The sequence below is a fragment of the Actinomadura sp. NPDC049382 genome (assembly GCF_040677125.1).
Taxonomy (GTDB): Bacteria; Actinomycetota; Actinomycetes; order Streptosporangiales; family Streptosporangiaceae; genus Spirillospora; species Spirillospora geliboluensis.
The window spans coordinates 1-22735 of the sequence record NZ_JBFARO010000128.1 but is presented as its reverse complement, the minus strand read 5'-3'; the positions used below and the strand labels follow the sequence as shown (position 1 = coordinate 22735).

19 protein-coding genes are annotated in these 22735 nt (G+C 73.7%); 8 read left to right on the top strand and 11 right to left on the bottom strand.

The features are described 5' to 3' along the window. Positions 1-2519 (top strand): bifunctional [glutamine synthetase] adenylyltransferase/[glutamine synthetase]-adenylyl-L-tyrosine phosphorylase (locus AB0K34_RS39000; RefSeq protein ID WP_364553779.1); only part of this gene is annotated, 2519 nt, incomplete at its 5' end. A gap of 51 nt (positions 2520-2570) precedes the next feature. Here the strand turns inward: AB0K34_RS39000 and AB0K34_RS38995 are convergent. Beyond that, entirely contained in the window at positions 2571-3389 is an 819-nt protein-coding gene (locus tag AB0K34_RS38995) for a phosphatase PAP2 family protein (protein WP_364553778.1), read from the bottom strand. 306 nt (positions 3390-3695) lie between these two features. On the opposite strand from AB0K34_RS38995, the gene AB0K34_RS38990 reads away from it, so the two are divergent. Next, positions 3696-5321, top strand: a complete 1626-nt coding sequence (locus AB0K34_RS38990) for an alpha/beta hydrolase (RefSeq protein WP_364553776.1) — start codon at positions 3696-3698, stop codon at positions 5319-5321. 83 nt (positions 5322-5404) lie between these two features. Next, on the top strand, positions 5405-7150 hold the full coding sequence (locus AB0K34_RS38985) for a glycoside hydrolase family 3 N-terminal domain-containing protein (protein ID WP_364553775.1): 1746 nt from the start codon (positions 5405-5407) through the stop codon (positions 7148-7150). Here AB0K34_RS38985 and AB0K34_RS38980 read toward each other — a convergent pair. Next, complete coding sequence (locus AB0K34_RS38980; RefSeq protein ID WP_138641965.1) at positions 7147-7539, bottom strand: OsmC family protein; 393 nt, start codon at positions 7537-7539, stop codon at positions 7147-7149. The genes AB0K34_RS38985 and AB0K34_RS38980 overlap by 4 nt on opposite strands. Before the next feature lie 157 nt (positions 7540-7696). Here AB0K34_RS38980 and AB0K34_RS38975 point away from each other — a divergent pair, with 157 nt between their 5' ends. Beyond that, a complete protein-coding gene (locus AB0K34_RS38975) occupies positions 7697-8524 on the top strand; it encodes an alpha/beta hydrolase (RefSeq protein ID WP_301177451.1) in 828 nt (275 codons plus the stop codon). Positions 8525-8548: 24 nt separating this feature from the next. Here AB0K34_RS38975 and AB0K34_RS38970 read toward each other — a convergent pair whose 3' ends face one another. Both AB0K34_RS38970 and AB0K34_RS38965 read right to left on the bottom strand, forming a co-directional pair. Continuing rightward, entirely contained in the window at positions 8549-10678 is a 2130-nt protein-coding gene (locus tag AB0K34_RS38970) for an SNF2-related protein (RefSeq protein ID WP_364553772.1), read from the bottom strand. Continuing rightward, complete coding sequence (locus AB0K34_RS38965) at positions 10675-12504, bottom strand: SNF2-related protein (protein ID WP_364553770.1); 1830 nt, start codon at positions 12502-12504, stop codon at positions 10675-10677. Before AB0K34_RS38965 ends, AB0K34_RS38970 begins: the two co-directional genes overlap by 4 nt. Positions 12505-12627: 123 nt before the next feature. Between AB0K34_RS38965 and AB0K34_RS38960 the strand changes: the two genes are divergently transcribed. Both AB0K34_RS38960 and AB0K34_RS38955 read left to right on the top strand, forming a co-directional pair. Beyond that, complete coding sequence (locus AB0K34_RS38960; protein WP_364553768.1) at positions 12628-13848, top strand: helix-turn-helix transcriptional regulator; 1221 nt, start codon at positions 12628-12630, stop codon at positions 13846-13848. A 56-nt stretch (positions 13849-13904) separates the two neighbouring features. Continuing rightward, complete coding sequence (locus AB0K34_RS38955) at positions 13905-14186, top strand: hypothetical protein (RefSeq protein ID WP_301177454.1); 282 nt, start codon at positions 13905-13907, stop codon at positions 14184-14186. Between the two features lie 310 nt (positions 14187-14496). Here the strand turns inward: AB0K34_RS38955 and glnA are convergent, their stop codons facing one another. After that, positions 14497-15921 carry a type I glutamate--ammonia ligase gene (glnA, locus tag AB0K34_RS38950; RefSeq protein WP_364553766.1) on the bottom strand — a complete coding sequence of 475 codons (1425 nt, stop codon included), beginning with the start codon at positions 15919-15921 and terminating at the stop codon, positions 14497-14499. Positions 15922-16063: 142 nt separating this feature from the next. Here glnA and AB0K34_RS38945 point away from each other — a divergent pair, with 142 nt between their 5' ends. Continuing rightward, positions 16064-16546, top strand: coding sequence for an RDD family protein (locus tag AB0K34_RS38945; protein ID WP_301177455.1), 483 nt, complete (start codon positions 16064-16066; stop codon positions 16544-16546). A gap of 87 nt (positions 16547-16633) precedes the next feature. On the opposite strand, the gene AB0K34_RS38940 is transcribed toward AB0K34_RS38945, so the two are convergent. Both AB0K34_RS38940 and lipA read right to left on the bottom strand, forming a co-directional pair. Further along, positions 16634-17329, bottom strand: coding sequence for a DUF4191 domain-containing protein (locus tag AB0K34_RS38940; RefSeq protein ID WP_138640940.1), 696 nt, complete (start codon positions 17327-17329; stop codon positions 16634-16636). Between the two features lie 45 nt (positions 17330-17374). After that, on the bottom strand, positions 17375-18301 hold the full coding sequence (gene lipA / locus AB0K34_RS38935) for a lipoyl synthase (protein ID WP_364553763.1): 927 nt from the start codon (positions 18299-18301) through the stop codon (positions 17375-17377). A 195-nt stretch (positions 18302-18496) separates the two neighbouring features. On the opposite strand from lipA, the gene AB0K34_RS38930 reads away from it, so the two are divergent. Next, positions 18497-18997, top strand: a complete 501-nt coding sequence (locus AB0K34_RS38930) for a DUF1877 family protein (RefSeq protein WP_138640938.1) — start codon at positions 18497-18499, stop codon at positions 18995-18997. Here the strand turns inward: AB0K34_RS38930 and lipB are convergent. The 4 genes from lipB to sucB form a co-directional block, all read right to left on the bottom strand. Next, positions 18979-19695, bottom strand: a complete 717-nt coding sequence (gene lipB / locus AB0K34_RS38925; RefSeq protein WP_240808481.1) for a lipoyl(octanoyl) transferase LipB — start codon at positions 19693-19695, stop codon at positions 18979-18981. The two genes, AB0K34_RS38930 and lipB, sit on opposite strands and share 19 nt — an antisense overlap. 36 nt (positions 19696-19731) lie before the next feature. After that, complete coding sequence (locus tag AB0K34_RS38920) at positions 19732-20469, bottom strand: peptidase E (RefSeq protein ID WP_301177457.1); 738 nt, start codon at positions 20467-20469, stop codon at positions 19732-19734. 85 nt (positions 20470-20554) lie between these two features. Beyond that, positions 20555-21442, bottom strand: a complete 888-nt coding sequence (locus AB0K34_RS38915) for a TIGR01777 family oxidoreductase (RefSeq protein ID WP_301177458.1) — start codon at positions 21440-21442, stop codon at positions 20555-20557. Between the two features lie 140 nt (positions 21443-21582). Then, positions 21583-22735, bottom strand: a 1153-nt coding sequence (sucB, locus tag AB0K34_RS38910; protein WP_364553761.1) for a 2-oxoglutarate dehydrogenase, E2 component, dihydrolipoamide succinyltransferase, incomplete at its 5' end; no start/stop codon positions are given.

The window sequence follows — 22735 nt, the reverse complement described above, 5'->3', positions numbered from 1 at the left end:
CCGGCCGCGACCTCATCGGCGCGGCCGGCGTCGCCGCGGTCGCCGCCGAGCTGGCCGACCTCGCCGCCGCCGCGCTGGAGGCGGGCCTCGCGGTCGCGCGGGCCGGCGTCCCCGAGCACGGGACGTGCCGGCTCGCCGTGATCGGCATGGGCAAGTGCGGGGCCCGCGAGCTGAACTACGTCAGCGACGTCGACGTCGTCTTCGTCGCCGAGGCCCGCGACGGGCACGACGAGGACGCCGCGCTGCGCACCGCGACGCGGCTCGCGTCGGCGATGATGCGGGCCTGCTCGGCCAGCACCGAGGAGGGCGCCCTCTGGGAGGTGGACGCGGCGCTGCGCCCCGAGGGCAAGGCCGGCCCGCTGGTGCGCACCCTCGCCAGCCACCGCGCCTACTACGAGCGGTGGGCCAAGACCTGGGAGTTCCAGGCGCTGCTGAAGGCCCGGCCCGTCGCGGGCGACGCCGAACTCGGCGCCCGCTACCTCGACATGATCACCCCCGTGGTGTGGCGGGCGGCCGAGGGCGAGAGCTTCGTCGAGGACGTCCAGGCCATGCGGCGCCGCGTCGAGACCGACCTGAACCGGCGCACCGCCGACTCCGAGCGGCAGCTCAAGCTCGGGCCGGGCGGCCTGCGCGACGTCGAGTTCTCGGTGCAGCTGCTCCAGCTCGTGCACGGCCGCGCCGACGAGTCGCTGCGCGCCCGCGCGACCCTCGACGCGCTCGCCGCGCTGTCCCAGGGCGGCTACGTCGGCCGCGACGACGCGGCGGCGCTGGCCTCGGCGTACCGGTTCCTGCGGCGGGTGGAGCACCTCGTCCAGCTGCACCGGCTGCGCCGCACCCACCTCGTCCCGGACGGCGCGGACGGCCTGCGCCGCCTCGGCCGCGCCCTCGGCCTGCGCACCGACCCGGTCGGGGAGTTCACCGCGCTGTGGCGGCGGCACGCGCGGGAGGTCCGCCGCATCCACGAGAAGCTGTTCTACCGGCCGCTGCTGCGGGCCGTGGCGCGGCTGCCGGGGGAGGAGGCCCGGCTCACCCCCGAGGCCGCCCGGACCCGGCTGGAGGCGCTCGGGTACGCCGACCCGGCGGGCGCGCTGCGGCACATCGAGGCGCTGACCGCGGGCGTGTCGCGGCGCGCCGCGATCCAGCGGACGCTGCTGCCGGTGATGCTCGGCTGGTTCGCCGACGCGCCCGACCCGGACGCGGGCCTGCTCGGGTTCCGGCAGGTCAGCGACGCGCTCGGCACGACGCCCTGGTACCTGCGGCTGCTGCGGGACGAGGTGACCGTCGCCGAGCGGATGGCGTGGGTGCTCGGCTCCAGCCGGTACGCCACCGACCTGCTGCTGCGCGCCCCCGAGGCGGTCGCGCTGCTCGGCGGCGGCGAGGACGACCTCGCCCCGCGGCCCTGCGCGGCGCTGTCCGCCGAGGCCCTCGCCGCGGTGAGGCGGCATGCCGAGGGCGGCCGGCCGGCCGAGGAGGCGGTCGGCGTGGTGCGCGGGCTGCGGCGCCGGGAGCTGTTCCGCGTCGCGGTCGCCGACCTGCTCGGCCTGGCCGACGTGCGGACGGTCGGGGACGCCCTCACCGGCATCGCCACCGTCACGATCGAGGCCGCGCTGCGGACCGCCGTGCACAAGATCGAGATGGAGGCGCGGGAGCCGCTGCCGACGCGCCTCGCCGTGGTCGCGATGGGCCGGTTCGGCGGGCACGAGCTCGGCTACGGCAGCGACGCCGACGTGATGTTCGTGCACGACCCGCTGCCCGGCGCGGACGAGGCCGCCGCCGGGCGCGCCGCGCACGCCGTCGCCGAGGAACTGCGCCGGCTGCTCGCGCTGCCCGCCCCCGACCCGCCGCTGGTGATCGACCCGAACCTGCGGCCGGAGGGCCGGCAGGGGCCGCTCGTGCGCACGCTCGCGTCCTACGCCGCCTACTACGCCCGCTGGTCGGAGCCGTGGGAGGCGCAGGCGCTGCTGCGCGCCGACCCGCTGATCGGCGACGCGGGGCTGCGCGAGCGGTTCCGCGCGCTGATCGACCCGGTCCGCTGGCCGGAGGACGGCATCGGCGACGACGCCGTCCGGCAGATCCGGCGGCTGAAGGCGCGGATGGAGACCGAGCGGCTGCCGCGCGGCGTCGAGCGGCGGCTGCACACCAAGCTCGGGCCGGGCGGCCTCGCCGACGTGGAATGGGTCGCGCAGCTCCTGCAGCTCCAGCACGCCCACGACGTCCCCGGCCTGCGCACCACCCGGACGCTGGACGCGCTGGACGCCGCCGTCGAGGCCCGGCTGCTGGACGCGGACGACGCCGAGGTCCTCGCGGAGTCGTGGTGCCTGGCGACCCGCATCCGGGGGGCCGTCATGCTGGTGCGGGGCCGCGCGTCCGACCTGCTGCCGACCGACCACCACCGGGAGCGCAGCGCCGTCACCCGCGTCCTCGGCTATCCGGGGACGGGGGACCTGCTGGAGGACTACCGGCGCTGCACCCGCCGCGCGCGCGCCGTCGTCGACCGCGTGTTCTATGGAGCCGACTGAGAAGCGGGACGTACTACTGGAGGAGGCCCTACTACTCCGGTAGTAGGGCCGTCAGGGCCGGCTCGCCCGGCACGGGGCGGCTCGGCCCGTCCCGGACGGGGTCGCGGGGCCACGGCCGGTGCGCTGCGCGAGCCGGTGCGTGATCCGGGCCCGCACGATGAGGATCGGGACGGGGCAGCGCGCGTAGAGCAGCCACGACACCCACAGGGCGCCGCCGATCAGCGCCATCCCCGCCACCGCGTCCAGCACGTAGTGGTTGGCGGTGGACAGGATCACGAACACCGTCGTCGCGGGGTACAGCGCGCCGAGGATCTTCGCCCACGGCCGCGACGCCAGCTTGACCAGGATGAACCCGCACCACAGCGCCCAGCCGGCGTGCATCGACGGCATCGCCGCGTACTGGTTGGTCAGGCTCCCGGACGCGTCGCTGGCGTACAGGCCGAGCGAGTGCAGCGCGGTCACCGGGTCGACGAAGCCCTCGCTGTGCAGGAACCTCGGCGGGGCGAGCGGGTACAGCCAGAACCCGATGAGCGCGACCCCCGTGGCGACCATGATGGACGTGCGGAGCCACCGGTAGTGCTCCGGGCGGTAGCGGTACAGCCAGACGACGACGCCGAGCGTCACGATGAAGTGCATCGTGGCGTAGAAGATGTTGGCGGTCCGCGCCAGCCACGGCACGGCCAGCAGGGTGTGGTTCAGGTGCAGCTCAACGTCCAGCCCCAGGTGGCGTTCCAGGCGCAGGATCTCGTCCGCGTGGGCGAACGCCGGGCCCGTGCCGTCCTGAACCAGGACGACGCGCGTCAGCGTATATCCGGTGTAGAACAGGACGACCAGCAGAAGCTCACGCCAGACCGGAGGCGCGGTGAGCACCCGGTGCCGCATCCTTGCGGCGGCCTGGCCTCTGCGGGCTGCTGGGGGGGCGGGTTGAGCCATGCTACCTATCTTTGCCTCAGGGCCCCCTTAAAGAGATCACCGCAATGAATGGTCTTCATCTCAGCCTTGAGTAGTACGACCCTGATGCGGTATCCGGACTTTCGGGGGAGGGCCCTCGGGGACGCCGGGCGGATGCCCTGCGTGCTCCCCCATGCGCGTGGAGCCTATGGAGTTGATCAGGAGTCAGCATAAGAGGCCCTGGGTAGGTCACGAGCGCCCCCCGCGACACGAACAGGGGGATGAATGGCCAAGTACCGGGGCATTTCCGGCATTGCACTGGTGACCGCCGCCGGAGTGGCCGCATCCGGACTGGTGTCCCTCCACGGAATGACCGGGCACGGGCGCCCGGTGGCCGCCGCGCCCCGCGCCGCCATCGGCACGTCGATCGGCACGTCGGTCGGCACGGCTCCGATCCCGCCTGCGGGGACGCTCTCGCCCCCGCCCGCCGCGCCGCCCCTGACATGGGCGCGCTGTACCGGGCTGCCCGCCCCGCCGCCCGGCGGAGCGCCCCGGCCCGCCGGGATCCGCTGCGCGACGCTCCGGGTGCCGCTCGACTACGCGCGACCGTCCGGCGCGACCATCGGCCTCGCCCTGGTCAAGGTGCCGGCGACCGACCGGCGGCGCCGCATCGGCTCGCTGCTGTTCAACTTCGGCGGCCCCGGCGGCGCCGGCGTCGACACGCTCGTCCAGGCCGCGGGGGAGTACGCCGCGCTCCGCGCCCGGTACGACCTGGTCGGCTTCGACCCGCGCGGCGTCGGGCGCAGCGCCCCCGTCCGGTGCGTGGACGACCGGCGCCTGGACCGGCTCGCCGCCCTGGACGACACCCCCGACACCGCCGCCGAGGAGACCGCGTACATCGACGCCCGCGCCGCCTTCGTCAAGGGATGCGCGACCCGCTCGGGCGACCTGCTGCCCCACGTCGGCACCAAGGACGCCGCCCGCGATATGGAGGCGATCCGCGTCGCGCTCGGCGACCCGAAACTGCACTACTTCGGCGTCTCCTACGGCACCTGGCTCGGCGCCGCCTACGCCCACCAGTTCCCCGGCGGCGTCGGGCGGGCCGTCCTGGACGGCGCCGTCGACACCGGGATCGGCGCCGCCGACCTGGCCCTCCAGCAGGCCGGCGCGTTCCAGCGCGCCCTCGGCGGCTTCGCCGCCGCCTGCGCCCGCCTCGGCCGCACGTCGTGCCCGCTCGGCGCCGACGGCCCGGCGGTCGCCGCGTCCGTCGGCCGGATCCTCGCCGGGCTCGACCGGAGACCGCTCGCGACGTCGTCCGGCCGCAAGCTCACCCAGAGCCTCGGCGCGACCGGCGTCGCCGCCGCGCTGTACTCCCGGGACGCCTGGCCCTACCTCGCCCAGGGCCTCGTGGACGCGGTGAAGCGCCGCGACGGCTCGCTGCTGCTGATGCTCGCCGACGTCCAGAACGGCCGGTCCGGCGACGGCACCTACAGCAACCTGTCCGCCGCCAACACCGCCATCACCTGCGCCGACACGACCGAACGCCACACTCCCGCGGACGTGCGGCGGCTGCTGCCGAAGTTCCGCGACGCCTCGCCGGTCTTCGGCCCCTCGATGGCGTGGGGGCTGCTCCAGTGCACGGGCTGGCCGGTCCCGGGCGACGGGACGGCGCGGGAGGTGTCGGCCCCGTCCGCCGCGCCGATCCTCGTGGTCGGCAACACCGGCGACCCGGCCACCCCGTACGCGTGGGCGCCGGCGCTGACGCGCGCGCTCGGCGGCCGGGCCGTGCTCCTCACCCTCAAGGGGGAGGGGCACGGCGCCTACGACACCGGCGACCCCTGCGTCCGCGCCGCCGTGCACGCCTACCTCCTGGACGGCCGGACGCCGGCCCCCGGCACGACCTGCGGCTGACCCGGCTCTCACCGGTCCCTGCGCGGAGGTTTGGCACCTTTTGTCCCTTGATCCGGACGCCGATGGGGACTGGTCTAGACCACATGAGGACGAACGGCGGCCGAACCCTGGTGTCCATCGCGGCGATCGCGGCCCTCGGGGTCGCGCTCTGCCCGACCGCGTCCACGCCCGCCCGGGCGCGGACCCGCCCCGGCGGCTGCGACCCCGGCGCGCAGCTGTCCCGGATGACCGGCGCCGAGAAGGCCGGCCAGCTCGTCATGGCCGTCACCGAGGACGGCTCGGACGGCATGCCCTCCGAGCGGACCCGCCGCACGATCCAGGAGCTGAAGATCGGCTCGGTGATCACCTCCGAGCCGCGCACGCCGGGCCTCGCCGCCCGCTACGCCGACCGGCTCCAGCGCTGGGCCGCCGGCACGCGGCCGCACCTGCCGCTGCTCGTCTCCGGCGACTTCGAGTTCGGCACCACCCACAACGTCCGCGAGGGCACCACGCCGCTGCCGAACGCGATGGGGCTCGGCGCCGCCCGCGACCCCCGGCTCGCCCGCGAGGCCGCCGCCGTCACCGCCGCCGAGGCGCGCGCGATGGGCTTCCACTGGAACTACGCGCCCGTCGCCGACGTCAACACCAACCCCGCCAACCCGATCATCGGCGTCCGCTCGTTCGGGGAGCGGACCGGCCTCGTCGGCGGGCTCGTCGAGGCGCAGGTCCGCGCCTACCGGCGGGCCGGGATGATCGCCACGCCCAAGCACTTCCCCGGGCACGGCGACACCGAGACCGACAGCCACCTCGGGCTGCCGTCCGTCGGCTACGACCGCGCGACCCTCGACCGCGTCCACCTGCCCCCGTTCCGCCGCGCCATCGCGGCCGGCGCCGACGCGATCATGACGGCGCACGTCGTGGTGAAGGCCATCGACCCCGACCTGCCCGCGACGCTGTCGCCCAAGGTGCTGACCGGCCTGCTGCGGGACGAGCTGGGCTTCGACGGGCTCATCGTCACCGACGCCATGGACATGGACGCGATCGCCAAGAACTGGGGCACCCGCGAGGCCACCGTCATGGCGGTCCGGGCGGGTGCCGACGTCATCATGTCGACCGGCGACTACACCGCGCACGCCGAGGCGGTGGGCGCCCTGCGCGACGCCATGCGGACCGGGGAGCTGAGCGAGGCGCGGGTGGACGCGTCCGTGCGGCGGGTCCTCGCGCTCAAATGCGCCTACCGGGTCGCCGAGCACCGGTACGCCGACCCGGCCCGCGCGGAGCGGATCGCCGGGAACGCCGCCTTCCGGCGCCGTGCCCTCACGATGGGCCTCGCCGCCACCACGCTGGTGAAGAACGACGGCGGCGTCCTTCCGTTCGACCCGGCCTCGCCCGAGCGGACGCTGGTCGCCGGCACCGTGCAGACCGGGGAGTTCGCGGACGCGGTCGCCGCCGTCGCGCGCGGACCCGTCGAGAGCCGGCAGGCCGCGACCACCGACCCGACCGGCGCCGAGATCGCCGAGGCCGTCCGGCGGGCCGCCGGCGCCGACCGCGTCCTCGTCGCCACGTTCTCCTCCGGACCGCTGCCGGCGGGGCAGGCCGGGCTCGTCAGGGCGCTGCAGAAGACGGGCAAGCCGGTCGCCGCCGTCGCGATCGGCCTGCCGTACGACATCGCGTCCTACCCGGACGTCCCCGCCTACATCGCCACCTACGGGACGACCGCGCGGACCCAGCGCGTCGACCGGACCATGCACGAGGCCGCCGCCCGCGTCGTGTTCGGCGCGCGGCCCGGCGGGCGCCTGCCGGTCACGATCAAGGGCCTGTACCCGTACGGGCACGGCCTGCGCTACTAGACGACCTGCTCGACCTTCTTCGGCTCCCGGAGCGCCTCGCCGACCGTGCAGTACCGCTCGTGGACGCGCGCCGCCACGGCCTTCAGGACGTCCTCGGCCTTGGCGTCGCCCTCGGGCAGCTCCACGTCGTAGGTCACCGTGATCGTGCCCAGCGTGCTCGTCGCGACCTTGTCCGCCTGGACGGTCGCGGCGAGCCGCGCCATCCGGTGCCCGCGCTGCGCGGTCAGCGGCTCGACCGTGACCAGCTCGCAGCCGCCGAGCGCCGCCAGCAGCAGCTCGACCGGCGTGAACACGCCCGCGGCGTCGCCGTCGCCGATCGCGACCTCCGCGCCCCGCGCGTTCACCGCCCGGAAGCCGTCCTCGGTGCGCTCCACCCTGACCTCGGCCATGGGATCCCCTTTGATCGTCCGATACCCGCCAGGTGAACACGGCGTCCCGGCGCGTTCTTCCCGACGACGTTTCCCGGAAGACCACGGGGTATCCGGGGTGGAGGCGGCGCCGGGACCGGGCCGCCGCAGGCCACGGCATCATCGATTCGGGGGACCGATGGGGCACATCAAGACACGTGACGGCACGGAGATCTACTACAAGGACTGGGGCCGGGGGCGGCCGGTCCTCTTCATCCACGGATGGCCGCTGAACGCCGACGCGTGGGACGACCACATGAAGGCGGTCGCCGACGCCGGCTTCCGCGCCATCGCGCACGACCGCCGCGGCCACGGCCGCTCGTCCCAGCCCTGGGACGGCTACGACTTCGACACCTTCGCCGACGACCTCAACGACCTGATCGACGCGCTCGGCGTCTGGGACGTCGTCCTGGTGGCGCACTCGATGGGCGGCGGGGAACTGGCCCGCTACATCGGCCGGCACGGCACGAGCCGCGTGTCCAAGGCGGTGCTGCTGTCGGCGATCCCGCCGCTGATGATGCAGACCGGCACCAATCCCGAAGGGGTGCCGGCCCAGGTCTTCGAGGACATCAAGAAGGGCATCCTGAACGAGCGGTCGCAGTTCTGGATGGACACGTCCGAGAGCTTCTTCTCCGCCAACAGGCCGGGTACCAAGGCCACCCAGGGCAACCGGAACGCGTTCTGGTTCATGGCCATGCAGGAGAGCGTCAAGGCCGGCGTCGACTGCGTCACGGCGTTCGCCGAGACCGACTTCACCGAGGACCTGCGCCGGTTCGACGTCCCGACGCTGATCATCCACGGCGACGACGACCAGATCGTCCCGATCGACGCCACCGCCCGCAAGTCCGTCGAGATCATCCCCGACGCCGAGCTGAAGGTGTACGAGGGCGGCTCGCACGGCCTCGCGATGGTGCCGGGCGACAAGGAGCGCTTCACCCGCGACCTCCTCGAGTTCCTGCGCGCCTGACCGCCGCCGGCTCGGGGCCCGCGTTCAGGCCCCGAGCCGCTCCCGCTCCTCGGCGACGATCTGCCGGGCGAGGTCCTGCTGGGAGATGTCGAGCGCCTCCGGCGCCTGCTCCGCCAGGTCGCTGCGGCGCGCGTACTCGTCGAACAGCCGGGCCTTGTGCGCCAGGATCTGGAGCATCCGCTCGTCCACGCCGCCGGGCGTCAGCAGCCGGTGCACCTGCACCGTCCGCACCTGCCCCATCCGGTGCGCGCGGGCGATCGCCTGCGTCTCGATCGTCGGCTTCACCTGCGGCTCGCAGATGATCACCACGGACGCGGCCTGCAGGTTGAGCCCGACCCCGCCCGCCTCGATCTGGGCCAGCAGGACGGCGTGCCCCGGCTCGGCGGTGAACGCGTCCACGATCTCCTGACGCCGTGCCGGGGGCGTGTCGCCCCTGATCGGCCCGCGCGCCGCCGCTCCGAGCGCGTCCCGCACCGCGTCCAGGACGTCCCGGAAGTAGGAGAACACCACGACCTTCAGTTCGTTCTCGGCGGCCTCCGCCACCAGTTCGGTGAGCCGGTCCAGCTTCGCCGACTTGTCCGGGACGGCGTAGGCGGCGCGGCGCATCGCCATGAAGTTGCCGTCGAGCACCGCGGCCCGGTAGGCGTCCTCGTCCGCCGCGCTGAACTCCTCCCACTCGTCCACGCGCACCACCTCGGGCAGTTCGACGAGCACGTCCCGCTGGTTGCGGCGCAGGTAGACCGGCGCGACCGCCGACCGGAACGCGCGCGCCCCGAGCGCCGCGTCGCTCGACCGGATCTCCCCGGCCAGCTCGGGCCGCAGGTGCGCGACCAGGCTGCGGAACTCCTCCACCCGGTTCTCCATCGGGGTGCCGGTGAGGAAGAGGACGCGCTCGGTCCGCGCGCACCAGGCGGCCACGGCCCGCGCCCGCCGGGTCTCGTGGTTCTTGGCGTAGTGGGCCTCGTCCACCACGAACATGCCGAGCCGGACCCCGTCCGGGACGTCGAGGCCGTGGAGCGTCGCGAGCGTCGTCACCGCGATGCCGCCGCCCGCGACCCACGCCTCCAGCGCCGCGGCCCGCCCGCTGCCGTGCAGCGGATGCGCGGCGAGCGCGCTGCGCCGCTCGATCTCCCGCACCCAGTTGATCAGGACGCTCGCGGGGCAGGCCACCAGGAAGTGCGTCGCGCCCTCCGCCCGCAGGTGCGCGATCGCGGCGATCGCCTGGACCGTCTTCCCGAGCCCCATCTCGTCGCCGAGGATCACCCGCCGCTGCGCGAGCGCGAACCGCGCCCCGAACGCCTGGTACCCGCGCAGTGCGACCCGCCGGTGGGCGTCGTCGAGCGGCTGGGCCTTGACCCGCGCCGCGAGGTCGTCCGGCAGGAACCCCTCGGCCGCCTCCCGCTCCGGCCCCGCCGCCGCCAGCTCCGCCAGCAGGGTCTGGTAGTCGGACGCGCGCAGCTCGAAGTCGATCCACGCCTCGTCCGGCGAGACGTGCGGCCGCAGCAGGTCCACCGAAGCCTGCGAGATGAGCAGCCGGGCGCCCTGCGCCTCCCGCAGCGCCGCCGCCAGCTCGCCGACCGCCTCCCGGGCCCGCTCCCGCTTCGCCGGCCGCGCGAACGCCCGCCGCCACCACGACCCCGCCGGCCGCGCGTCGTGCACCAGCGGGCCGAGCCGCTCGTCCAGCCCGTCGGCGGCGGCCCGCGCCCTCGGCAGCTCCGGCCCCGCGCCGACCAGCCGGTGCAGCGCGACCACCACCGGAGCCATCGCCTCGTCCCGCCGGTCGACGTCGATCCGGACGCTCACCGACCGCTCCGCCGCCTCGGCCAGGCTCCCCGCCGCCGCGTGCAGCTGCTGCGCGGTCTGCGGCCCGATGCCCGGTAGCAGCTGGAGCCGGTACGGGGTCGCCTCCAGGACGTCCGCGACGCTGCCGAACCCCGCCTCCTCCAGGGGGCCGAGCCGCAGCCGCCCGTCCGTGACGTCCTTCAACCGCGCCAGCGGGATCTCCCGCAACTGCCCCTTCGCCGCCTCGGCGCGCAGCGGCGCCAGCGCGGCGTGGACGTCCGCCACGGCCCGCCGGTGATCGGCGATCAGATCGCGCGCGGCACCCAGCAGCGCCGACCCGTCCCGCAGGACGTCCTTGGCCTCGCCGGTCATTCCGCTCCCCACCGCGCCTGCTCGTCCTCGATGATCCGTGCGGGATCGCCGCCCACCAGCTCGTCAACGCCCGGCGCCACCAGCCGGTGCACCAGCAGGGGACCGGCCCGGCCTTGGAGGCGGCCGATCGCGCGGGCCTCCAGGTCCCGGTCCGGCTGCGGCTCGCAGAGGATCACCACGGCCGCGCCTGGCGGAGGCGGCGCGCCGATCCCGGCCGTCGCGACGGCGACCGCGTCCCGGACGGCCTCCAGCACCTCCGGGAAGCAGGACAGCACGACGGTCTCCAAGCCCTCCGCGGCCGCCTCCTCGACCAGCCGCCGCAACCGCCTGAGCTTCGCGGACGTCTTCGGGACGGCGTACGCGGCCCGTCGCATGGCATCGAAGTCGCCCGCCTCGACCGCGTCCCGGTAGGCGGCCCGGTCGGCCCGGCTGAACGCCACCAGCTCGTCCACGCGCACGATATCGGGCAGCTCCCTGAACACGTCCTGTTGCTCCCGCCGCAGGTACACCGGCGCGGCGCCCGCCCGGAACTCCCGCGACCCCAGGACCGCGTACTCCGGACGGACCGTGGAACCGAGCAGCTCCACCAGCGTGCGGAAGCACTCCGCCCGTTCCCGCATCGGCAGCCCGGTGAGGAAGAGGGCGTCGTCCACGCGCTCGGCCCAGGAACCGATCGCCCGCGCACGAGCGCTGTCGGGATTCTTCGCACGGTCAGCCTCGTCCAGCACGAACATCCCTACCGCGACGTCCGGGGAGACGTACAGGTCGGCCAGAGACTCCAACGGCACGATACCGACGCCGCCGTCGTCGGCCCACCTCTGCACGGCGGCGGCCCGGCCGGGACCGTGCAGCGGCCGCGCCGGCAGCGCGCTGCACGCCTCGACGTCGCGAACCCACGAAGGCAGGACGCTCGCGGGGCAGGCCACCAGGAAGCGCGTCACGCCCTCCGCCCGCCGATGCGCCATCGCGGCGATCGCCTGGACCGTCCTCCCGAGCCCCATCCCGTCACCCAGGATCGCCCGCCGCCGCTCAAGCGCGAACCGGGCCCCGAACGCCTGGTAATCCGCCAGCGGCACCTTCAGATGCATCTCGTCGAGCCTTTGGGCCGCGACCCGTGCCGCCGCCTCAGGCGGCAGAAAGCCCTCCGCGGCCTCGCCCTCGGGCGCGACTCCCGCCACGTCCGCCAGCACCGCGAGGTAGTCGGCCGCCCGCCGCTCGTAGTCGCGCCGCGCCTCCTCACCGGAGACCTCGGGCGGCACGACCGCGGCGGTTTCAAGGATCTCCGCCAGCTCGGCGACCGCCCGCCGCTTCCGCCGGGACTGCGGCAGGAATCTCCTGCGCCGGGCCTGCCTCAGCAGCGACGGAACCCTCTCCACCACGACATCGGCCTGCGCGGGATCGACGTGCACCAGCCAGTGCACCGCGATCACCAGCGGCTCCAGTTCGGGCCGGCCGAGGTCGATGCCCGGATCCGCCGCCCGCCCCGCCGCCTCCGCCAGCCGCACGGCCGCCCAGTGCAGCCGATCCGCCGTCACCGGCCCGATGCCCCGCAGCAGCCGGAGCCCCTGGGGCGTCGAGTCGAGGACGTCCACCACGGTGACGAACTCCGCGCCGTGCACCGGCCCGAGCCGGAACGGCCCGTCCGCGACCTCCTTCAGCCGCGCGACCGGCACGGACCGCAGCCGCTCCCGCGCCGCCTCCCGCCGCAGCGCCCCGACGGCCGCCTCCACCTCGCCCCGCAGCCGCCGCCGCTCGCCCTCCAGCCCGCGCACGGCGTCCAGCAGCGCCTCCGCGTCCCGCAGGACGCGCCCGGCATAGTCCCTCATCCAGCCCCTCCGCGCCCATAATGCCAGCGCCCCCACCCCAAACCCCTGGGAAACCCCAACCCCCCGGCCTAGCCTGTAAGCGTCGCGACTCGGAGGAAGGGCTGGGCCTTGAACGAGCGGAGTATGGACCCCGCGGACCCCGACCTCACCGTGGGGCAGCGCATCCGGTACTACCGGGAGCGGCGCGGGATGTCGCGTGAGGTACTCGGCGGCCTCATCGGCAGGAACGCGCGGTGGGTCAAGGCCGTGGAGCGGGGAGAGATCGGCCAGCCCAAGCTCCCGACGCTGCTCAGTCTCGCCGAAGCCCTCAAACTGCGGGACGTCGGCAAGCTCACGGGCGGAGAGCCGGTCCCGATGAGCATGTTCCGCGGCCCGGGCCACCCGGCGCTCAACGACGTTCGGGACGCGATCAATGCCGTGGCCGTGGCGATGACCGGCCCGCCGAGCCCGTTGGACCACTTGCAGGCGCGCCTCGACGCGGCATGGCGGGCCAGGCACGCCTCCCCGGACCACCGAACCGTCCTCGGCGGGCTGCTCCCCGAACTCATCCGCGACGCCAAGCAGGCCGTGCGCGGCTACGAGGGCGCGCAGCGCCGGCGCGCCCTGTCGCTCCTCGCGCGGATCTACAACCTCGCACAGTTCTACGTGGCGTATCAGCCGTCCGCCGACCTGCTGTGGCGCATCGTCGAGCGCAGCATCATGGCAGCCGAGGAGTCGGAGGACCCCAAGGCGTTCGGCGGCGCCGTGTGGCTGGCCGCGCAGGCGCACCGGGACGCGGGTGATTTCGACGCGGCCGAAGCCGTCAACCGGGAGGGCCTCGACCTCCTCAGGCCCCACGTAGTGGACGCGGACGCCGAACTGCGGGCGATGTGGGGTGCCCTCCACCACGAGGTCGCCTACACCGCGGCGCGGGCCGGGCAGGCCGGGACCGCATGGCGCTGGTGGGACCGGGCCGACCGGATCGCGAAGACGCTCCCGCCGTCCCACTACGATCCGATGACCTCGTTCTCGCAGGTCATCATGGGCGCCCACGCGGTGACGATCGCGGTCGAGCTGAGGCAGGCGGGCGAGGCACGCAAACAGGCCCGCAGAGCCGAGGCGTCTGCGATTCCATCCCAACCCAGGCGCGGCCGGCATTTGATCGAGGCGGCCCGGGCCTGTCAGCTCGCGGGTGACGATGCCGCGACGCTCGGCATGCTCGACCATGCCTACATCGCCGCGCCGGAGACCGTCCGCTACAACGGGTACGCGCGCCGTATGACCGTCGAACTGGCGAAAGATGGGCCGACCGCAATGCGGCGAGATGCCCGAGATTTGGCAGGTCGGATCGGTCTTCTCGTCTGACACAGGGACAGAAACCCTGTCCGATCGGTCGTGCGGTCACGGAGAGTCTTGCCTCCATGACGTACTACATCCACAGGGTGCGCCCGACCCGTGAACCGCTCAGGCTCTACGCGTGGGATGTGTGGGGTGGGGACGCGGGGCGGGCCGGGGTGACCGACGACCGCAATGTGGCGATCCGGCACGTCCACGAGGGCCTGCGCGACCTGGAGAGCCGCGCCGGAAGGGTGCGGCACGTCGCCCTCGCCCCCGACGGCACCACCGCCTACATCGACCTCCGCACGGTCGGCGAAGCCTGGCGCGACGAGGCCACCGGCAGCATCATCTGGCGTGCCGAGTGACCCCCACCGAGCACCTCGACCGCCTCGGCGAGACCCTCAGAAGTGCGGGCTGGAACACGGCACGGCGCTACGGGGATTCGCCGCCAATCCTGCGAGTTTTCTCGCCCGCGCTCCCGGAAGTGGGGGAGAGCGTCTGGGTGAAGCCGGGCGTGGGCGGCGTGCCGTGGTTCATCGCCTCCACGGGCGACCCCCTGGCTCCTTGCCACGATCCCGGCCAGGCTCGATGGGAATTGGAGGTGCTGTTGGCGGCATATGGCTGCGGCCTGGAGGGCGCGGGGCGTCCTCCAGGCCGCGTGCAGCGCCGGTCGGCCTAGATGTCGTAGTACAGCTCGAACTCGTGGGGGTGGGGGCGGAGGCGGATCGGGTCGATCTCGAACTCGTTCTTCATCGTGATCCAGGTCTCGATGAGGTCCGGGGTGAAGACGCCGCCCTCCAGCAGGTAGTCGTGGTCGTCGGCCAGGGCCGCGAGGACCTCGGGGAGCGAGCCCGGCACCTGCGGGATCGCGCGGGCCTCCTCGGGCGGGAGCTCGTAGAGGTCCTTGTCGACCGGCTCCGCCGGCTCGATCTTGTTGCGGATGCCGTCCAGGCCCGCCATGAGCATGGCGGAGAAGGCCAGGTACGGGTTGCAGGACGGGTCCGGGACGCGGAACTCGACCCGCTTGGCCTTCGGGTTCGAGCCGGTGATCGGGATGCGGATGCAGGCCGACCGGTTGCGCTGGGAGTAGACCAGGTTGACCGGGGCCTCGTAGCCGGGGACGAGCCGGTGGTAGCTGTTCACCGTCGGGTTCGTGAACGCCAGCAGGGACGGGGCGTGCTTCAGCAGGCCGCCGATGTAGTAGCGGGCGTTGTCGGACAGGCCCGCGTAGCCGACCTCGTCGTAGAACAGCGGCGCGCCGTCCTTCCAGAGGGACTGGTGGCAGTGCATCCCGGAGCCGTTGTCACCGAAGATCGGCTTCGGCATGAACGTGACGGTCTTGCCGGCGGCGCGCGCGACGTTCTTGACGATGTACTTGTAGAGCTGGAGCTGGTCGGCGGTCTTCAGCAGCGTGTCGAAGCGGAAGTCGATCTCGGCCTGGCCGGCGGTGCCGACCTCGTGGTGCTGCATCTCGACGTGGATGCCGACGTCGAGGAGCTGCGCCACCATCTCCGAACGCAGGTCGGTGTAGTGGTCCATCGGCGGGACGGGGAAGTAGCCGCCCTTGTAGGGGGGCTTGGCGCCGAGGTTGCCGCCGGGCTCCTCGCGGCCGGTGTTCCAGGCGCCCTCGACCGAGTCGAGGTAGTAGTAGCCCGCGTTCTGCTTCGTCTCGAAGCGGACGTCGTCGAAGATGTAGAACTCGGCCTCGGGGCCGAAGTAGCAGGTGTCGGCGATGCCGGTGCCGCGCAGGTAGTCCTGCGCCTTCTTCGCCACGTTGCGCGGGTCGCGGCTGTACGGCTCGCCGGTGAGCGGGTCGTGCACGAAGAAGTTCAGGTTCAGGGTCTTGTGCTGGCGGAACGGGTCGACGACGGCGGTCGTCGGGTCCGGGAGCAGCAGCATGTCCGACTCGTGGATCTCCTGGAAGCCGCGGACGGACGAGCCGTCGAACATCAGCCCCTCGGTGAAGACGCTCTCGCCGAAGCTCTCCACCGGGAACGTGAAGTGCTGCATCTTGCCGGGCAGGTCCACGAACCGGCAGTCGACGAACCGCACACCTTCGTTCCTGATATAGCTCAGTACCTCGTCGGCGCTGGTGAACATCCGGCCTCCTCAAGGCGCATCTCGGCTTCTTGAAAAAGCTAGGTCGGCGCCGTTTCCCGGCCGTGTCTCGTATGTTTCCGCTGTGTTACGCGTCACTCGGGGCCCGTCGGAACGCCTCGGCGGACGGGATAGCGTAGATGCCATGAGCGGTGGTAAGGGGCGGGCGGCCGGGCCCCGGTGGACGCAGACGTGGCTGAGCGGCGCGGGCGCGGCGGGCGCCGACCTCGGGCGGCCCGGGGAGCGGCTCGGGCTGCCGGAGCAGGGCAGCGGCGCCGTCGCCTCCTACGGCCGGCGGCTCATCGCGCTGTTCCTCGACTGGGGCCTGTCGATGCTGGTCGCGAGCCTGCTGGCGCGCGGGTTCGGCTGGGAGCCGGCCGAGCGCAGCCTGTGGACGCTGGCGATCTTCGGGCTGCAGGCGTGGGTGCTGACCGCGTTCCTCGGCATCACGATCGGCAAGCGGCTCGCCGGCATCCGCGTCGTCCGGCTGGACGGGCGGCCCGTCGGGCTCGGCTTCGGCCTGGCCCGGGCGGCGCTCCTCCTGCTGGTGCTGCCCGCGCTGTTCTGGGACCGCGACTACCGGGGCCTGCACGACCGCGCCAGCAACACGGCCGTCGTCAACATCTAGCCTCGGCGGACTTCGCACCGGAAACGAGAAGAGCGCCCCCGCGGGGGCGCTCTCGCTCATCGCTTTCCTGCACGGTGCGTTTCCGGTTCACCGCGTCTTCGGCTTGGGGCCCTTCGGCATCTTCACGCCCTTCGGAATGGGCCCCTTCGGCATCTGCATCGACCGGGGAAGTGCCTGGAGCCGGTCGTTCAGCTCCGCGACCTGCCCCTTGGTGAGGTTGCGGGGCAGCTTCATCAGGTGGCGCTGCAGCTTGTCCACCGTGATCTGGCCCTCGTCGTCCCCGACCTGCACGTCGTAGATCGGCACCTGCTGGGCGGCGCGGGAGATGCGCTTCTTCTCGGCGCCGAGCAGCGGGCCGACGCGGTTGCGCGGCCCCTCCGACACGAGGATCACGCCCGGTCGGCCGACCGCGCGGTGCACCATGTCGAGGTTGCGGTTGCCGCTCACCGCCTCGGTGACCGTCCAGTTGCCGCGCATGTTCTTCAGGATCGCGGCGGCCGCGCCCGGCTGCCCCGCGATCACCTTGTACTGCGCGCGCTGCGCCAGCTGGCCGAAGACGATCATGCCGACGGCGAGCGCCGCCAGGATGCCCAGCGGGATGAAGAACCACAGCTGGCCGGCGAGCAGCCCGATGACGATGACGACGACCAGGGTCCCGATCGCCGAGGCGAACACGATCGGCAGCGCCTTCGGGTCGGCCTGGCGGAGCACCTGGGCGACCATGCGGATCTGCTTGAGGCGGCCCGGACGCTCCTGGGCCCCGTCCGTGGGCTTTTTCGACATGAATACAAGGATAGTCGGGTCGGTCGCCTGACCCGACAACCCCCGCTAGGCGCGCGCCTCGATCGCCTGCCGGTACAGGCGCCCGGCGCGGTAGCTGGACCGGACGAGCGGCCCGGACATGACGCCCGCGAACCCGATCTCCTCGGCCTCCGCCGACAGCTCCACGAACTCCTCCGGCTTCACCCACCGCTCCACCGGGTGGTGGCGGGGGCTCGGCCGCAGGTACTGGGTGATCGTGATGAGCTCGCAGCCCGCCTCGTGCAGGTCGCGCAGCGCCTGCGAGACCTCCTCGCGGGTCTCGCCCATGCCGAGGATCAGGTTGGACTTGGTGACGAGGCCGTCCTCGCGGGCCCGGGTGATGACCTCCAGGGACCGCTCGTAGCGGAACCCGGGCCGGATCCGCTTGAAGATCCGCGGGACGGTCTCCACGTTGTGCGCCAGCACCTCCGGCCGGGTGGAGAACACCTCGGCGAGCTGCTCGGGCACGGCGTTGAAGTCGGGGATCAGCAGCTCCACGCCGCAGCCGGGGACCGCCGCGTGGATCTGCCGGACGGTCTCGGCGTACAGCCAGGCGCCGCCGTCCTCCAGGTCGTCGCGGGCGACGCCGGTGACGGTCGCGTACTTCAGCCCCATCGTCGCGACGGACTCGGCGACGCGGCGCGGCTCGTCGCGGTCGAGGGCCTTCGGCTTGCCGGTGTCGATCTGGCAGAAGTCGCAGCGCCGGGTGCACTGGTCGCCGCCGATGAGGAAGGTGGCCTCGCGGTCCTCCCAGCATTCGAAGATGTTGGGACAGCCGGCCTCCTGGCACACCGTGTGCAGGCCCTCGGACTTCACCAGGCCGATGAGCTCGCGGTACTGCGGGCCCATCTTCAGCCGGGTCTTGATCCACTCTGGCTTGCGCTCGATCGGGGTCTGGCTGTTGCGCGCCTCGACGCGCAGGAGCTTGCGTCCCTCGGGTGTCACCGTCGTCACGCGTCCCAGACTACGTCCCGATCTCCGGTGGCGGCACCTCGGCCGACGGGGCCTCGATGGCGTATCGGAGCGATCTCGAACGTATGACAGTACCCCGGTCGTGTAGCCGATTCGCGTGTTTCGGCCATGGTCGACAGTGGATCTCTCTAGGGTGACTCCCTGTCGTCACGCAACAGCGTTAGCAGGAGGACCGCAGTGGGTCTGGCAATGTCGTACCTCAGGGTGCCGCCGGTGCTGGAGGGGGAGCCGGATCCCGGCCGCGTCGCCCGCCACATCTTCGGTGCCCCCGACTGGCGCCGCCGCGGCGCGCCGGGACTGTTCGAGCTGGGCTGGGCGTGGCAGGCGGTGCACTACCTCGTCACCGGCGACCCGTGGGACGGGCGGCAGCCCGAGGCGGACGTCGTGTGCGGCGGCCGGCTGCTCACCGAGGACGGCGCCGACGAACTCGGCATGGATGTGATCTTCCTCGCGCCGGACCGGGTCAAGCCCACCGCCGACCATCTGGCCGCGACGCCGTTCGCGAAGGTCGCGGGCCGGTTCGACCCGGCCGCGATGAACAGGGCCGGCGTGCAGGACGCGGGCCGGCTCGACGGCGCCGCCCGCGACAAGGTGCTCAAGCCCGCCTACGAGGGGCTGACGCGGTTCTTCGCGGCGGCGGCCGCCGAGGGCCAGGCCGTCTACAAGGTCATGGCCTGATCCGCTGACACGCCGAGCTGCGCCGTGGTGCGGTGGAACGTCTCCGCCGCGCCGAGCACCGCGGCGAGGTGCCGCTCGACCAGCGGGACGACCTCCGCGACCGTGACCTCCCGGCCGAGCTCCCGGCTGAGGTTGGTCGACCCGACGTCCCGGATCCCGCAGGGGACGATCTTGTCGAACCAGCCCATGTCGTTGTCGCAGTTCAGCATGAAGCCGTGCATCGCCACGCCCCGCGCCACCCGGATCCCGATCGAGCCGATCTTGCGGTCGGGCGCGCCCGGCACCCACAGCCCGCTGCGCCCCTCCACGGTCGCCGTCGCCAGCCCGAGCTCGGCGCAGACGTCCATCATCATCCGCTCCAGCAGCCGCACGTAGCCGACGACGTCCACCGGGTCGGGCAGCCGGACGATCGGGTAGCCGGTGAGCTGCCCCGGCCCGTGCCAGGTGATCTTGCCGCCGCGGTCGACGTCGATCACCGGTGCGCCGGGGTCGCCGAACGGCCGGTCGAGCGCCTCGGTCCGCTTGCCCGCCGTGTAGACCGGCCGGTGCTCCAGCAGCAGCACGGTGTCGGGGATGGCGTCGTCCACCCGCAGCGCGTGGGTGCGTTTCTGCAGCTCCCAGCCCGCCTCGTAGGGGACGGCCGCCTCGCCGAACCCCGCGTGCACCACCACCAGCTCGCGTACGTCCACATCGCTCACCCGGCCAGCTTATGCCGCGGGCGGCGCGGCCGCTCCTCAGAGGGCGGCGAGCAGCCGCGGCTCCAGCCGCGTCTCCTTCGCCTTGCCCGGCCCGTCCGGTTCGACGCGGTAGGCGCCCGCGTCCCGCCGGTAGGAGACGGCCTGGACGAACTCGGTGCCGACGTAGTGCAGCGCCACCGACTCGTCGGCCGCGTACCCGCCTGGCAGCGTCCCCTCGCCGACGAGCTGCTGCAGCAGCGGCCGGCGCTGCGGCTCGCTGTCGTAGTGCACCCCGCACGAGAACGGCAGCAGCCCGAGGCCGTCGGTCATCGGCGCGAGCTGCGGCCCGAACGAGTCGGTGTTGCCGCCGACGTGCCAGCACAGCGCGCCCGCGCTCTGCCCGGACAGCACGACGCCCTCCTGCCACGCCTCCCGCATGATCTCGTCGAGCCCGTGCAGCCGCCACAGCGCCAGCAGGTTCGCGACGCTGCCGCCGCCCACGTAGACGAGGTCCTGGGTGAGCAGGTGCGCCCGCATGTCGGCGACGTTCGGCATCGGGAACAGCGCCAGGTGGCTGACCTCGGCGTCCAGGGCGGAGAAGGCGGCGTAGGAGCGCGCGATGTACTGGGGCGCGTCCCCCATCGCGGTCGTGACGACGCAGACGCGGGGCCGGTCCTGCCCGGTCAGGTCGAACGCGTAGCGCAGCAGCGGGCTGGGCGCGAGCCCGTCCCGGCCGTCGGGCACGAAGGTGCCGCCGCCGATCGCGAGGATGTGCGGCTGTCCGTCAGTGCTCATTCACTCTCCTCTTGAGCCGGGCTGTCCCAATGTCACCGTATGACTACCGAATGGGGCCGGCCGGGACTTTGACGAATCTTGGGACTCACAGGACGGCGGCGAGGGCCTCGTCCACGTGCTCGTGCGCGAACCGGAACCCCGCGTCGGTGAGCCGCCGGGGCAGCACCCGCTGGCTGACCAGCGGACCCTCGTCGGCGAACCCGAGCAGCGCCGCCCGCAGCGCGAACCGCGGCACCGCCAGCCGCGCCGGCCGGTGCAGGACGCGGCCGAGCGCCCGGGTGTAGGCCGCGTTCGTCACCGGGTTCGGCGCGGTCAGGTTGACCGGCCCCGCGATCTCCTCGTCGATCAGGAACCGCAGCGCCGCGACCTGGTCGGCGAGGGAGATCCAGCTCGTCCACTGGCGGCCGTCGCCGAGCGTGCCGCCGAGCCCCAGCCGGAACAGCGGCAGGGTCCGCCCGAGCATGCCGCCCTCGCGGGCCAGCACGACCCCGGTGCGCGGCAGCACGACCCGGACGCCCGCCTCCCGCGCCGGCTCGGCCGCCGCCTCCCAGTCGCGGACGAGGTCGGCGAGGAAGCCCCGCCCGGCGGGGGAGTCCTCGTCCACCTCCCGGTCGCCGGTGTCGCCGTAGTAGCCGATCGCCGACCCGCACACCAGCACGCGGGGCCGCGGGTTCGCCGCCGCGATCCCCTCGGCGAGCGTCCGGGTGCCGGCCAGCCGGCTCTCCCTGATCTTGCGCTTGTACGCCTTCGTCCACGGCCGGTCGCCGACCCCGGCGCCCGCCAGGTGCACGACCGCGTCCGCGCCCTCCAGGGAGTCCTTCTCGACGCAGCCGTCCGCCGGGGACCAGCGCGCCTCGTCGTCGCGCGCCGGCTCCCGCCGGACCAGCCGGACGACGTCGTGGCCGTCCTCCCGCAGTGACTGCACCAGCGCCGAGCCGATGAGGCCCGACGAGCCCGTGACGGTGACCCTCATGCACCCCACACTAGGCGGACGATGCCACCGGACGGTGAGATTCTCACCCCGGTCCCGCGTTTCCCCGGACGCGCCGAAGCCCCGCCGCCCATAAAGCGCGGCGGGGCTCCAGCGACCAGGACGCCCTCAGTTACAGGCTGCTACAGGCCGAGGTCGGCGTCGAAGTTGCCCTCTTCCAGGCGGTGCTTGATCGTGGCGAGGAAGCGGGCGGCGTCCGCGCCGTCGATCAGCCGGTGGTCGTAGGTCAGCGCCAGGTAGACCATCGAGCGGACCGCGATGACCTCGCCGAGCTGCGGGTCGTCGATGACGGCGGGGCGCTTCACCACGGCGCCGGTGCCGAGCATGCCGACCTGCGGCTGGTTGAGGATCGGGGTGTCGAACAGCGCGCCGCGGCTGCCGGTGTTGGTCAGCGTGAACGTGCCGCCGGCCAGCTCGTCCGGGCTGACGTTCCCGGCGCGGGTGCGCTCGGCGAGGTCGGCGATCCGCTGGGCGAGGCCGCCCAGGTTCAGCTGCCCGGCGTTGTGCACGACCGGGACCATGAGGCCGCGCTCCTGCACGTCCACCGCGATGCCGAGGTTCTCGACGTCGTGGTAGGTGACCTCGTTGGTCTCGCTGTTGATGACCGCGTTCAGCTTCGGGTGCGCCTTGAGCGCCTCGACCGCCGCCTGCGCGAAGAACGGCAGGAACGACAGCTTGACGCCCTCGCGGGCCTCGAAGTCGGCCTTGGCCTGCTCACGCAGCCGCGCGATCCGCGTGACGTCCACCTCGACCACGGTGGTGAGCTGCGCCGACACCTGCAGCGACTCGACCATGCGGCGGGCGATCGTCTGCCGCATCCGGGACATCTTCTCGGTGCGGCCGCGCAGCGCGAGCTGCTCGGCCGGGGCGCCCGCGGGGGCGGGCGCGGCGTGCCGGCCGGCCGGCGCCGGGACCGGCGCGGCGGGGGCGGCCGGGGCGGGCGCGGCCTGCTGCCGGGCGGCGGCCTCCTGCGCGGCGCGGGCGGCCTCCAGGACGTCCTGCTTGCGGATGCGGCCGCCGACGCCGGTGCCCTTCACCGTGCCGAGGTCGACGTTGTGCTCGGCCGCGAGCTTGCGCACCAGCGGCGTCACGTACGGGCCCTCGCCGGACGGGGCCGCCGGCTGGGCCTGGGCGGCCGGGGCCGGCTCGGGCGCCTGCGGGGCCGGCTGCTGCGGCGCCTGCTGCGGGGCGGGCGCGGGCGGGGCCGGCGGAGCGAGCGGCCCCGCGGCATGCTGCTGCGCGTGCTGCGGCCACGCGGCGGGCGGCGGGCCCTGC

Coding starts and splice junctions, on each gene's coding strand:
- AB0K34_RS38990 (WP_364553776.1), top strand. CDS start 3,696: ATGGCCAAGTACCGGGGCATTTCCGGCATTGCACTGGTGACCGCCGCC.
- AB0K34_RS38985 (WP_364553775.1), top strand. CDS start 5,405: ATGAGGACGAACGGCGGCCGAACCCTGGTGTCCATCGCGGCGATCGCG.
- AB0K34_RS38980 (WP_138641965.1), bottom strand. CDS start 7,539: ATGGCCGAGGTCAGGGTGGAGCGCACCGAGGACGGCTTCCGGGCGGTG.
- AB0K34_RS38975 (WP_301177451.1), top strand. CDS start 7,697: ATGGGGCACATCAAGACACGTGACGGCACGGAGATCTACTACAAGGAC.
- AB0K34_RS38970 (WP_364553772.1), bottom strand. CDS start 10,678: ATGACCGGCGAGGCCAAGGACGTCCTGCGGGACGGGTCGGCGCTGCTG.
- AB0K34_RS38965 (WP_364553770.1), bottom strand. CDS start 12,504: ATGAGGGACTATGCCGGGCGCGTCCTGCGGGACGCGGAGGCGCTGCTG.
- AB0K34_RS38960 (WP_364553768.1), top strand. CDS start 12,628: ATGGACCCCGCGGACCCCGACCTCACCGTGGGGCAGCGCATCCGGTAC.
- AB0K34_RS38955 (WP_301177454.1), top strand. CDS start 13,905: ATGACGTACTACATCCACAGGGTGCGCCCGACCCGTGAACCGCTCAGG.
- glnA (WP_364553766.1), bottom strand. CDS start 15,921: ATGTTCACCAGCGCCGACGAGGTACTGAGCTATATCAGGAACGAAGGT.
- AB0K34_RS38945 (WP_301177455.1), top strand. CDS start 16,064: ATGAGCGGTGGTAAGGGGCGGGCGGCCGGGCCCCGGTGGACGCAGACG.
- AB0K34_RS38940 (WP_138640940.1), bottom strand. CDS start 17,329: ATGTCGAAAAAGCCCACGGACGGGGCCCAGGAGCGTCCGGGCCGCCTC.
- AB0K34_RS38920 (WP_301177457.1), bottom strand. CDS start 20,469: ATGAGCACTGACGGACAGCCGCACATCCTCGCGATCGGCGGCGGCACC.
- AB0K34_RS38915 (WP_301177458.1), bottom strand. CDS start 21,442: ATGAGGGTCACCGTCACGGGCTCGTCGGGCCTCATCGGCTCGGCGCTG.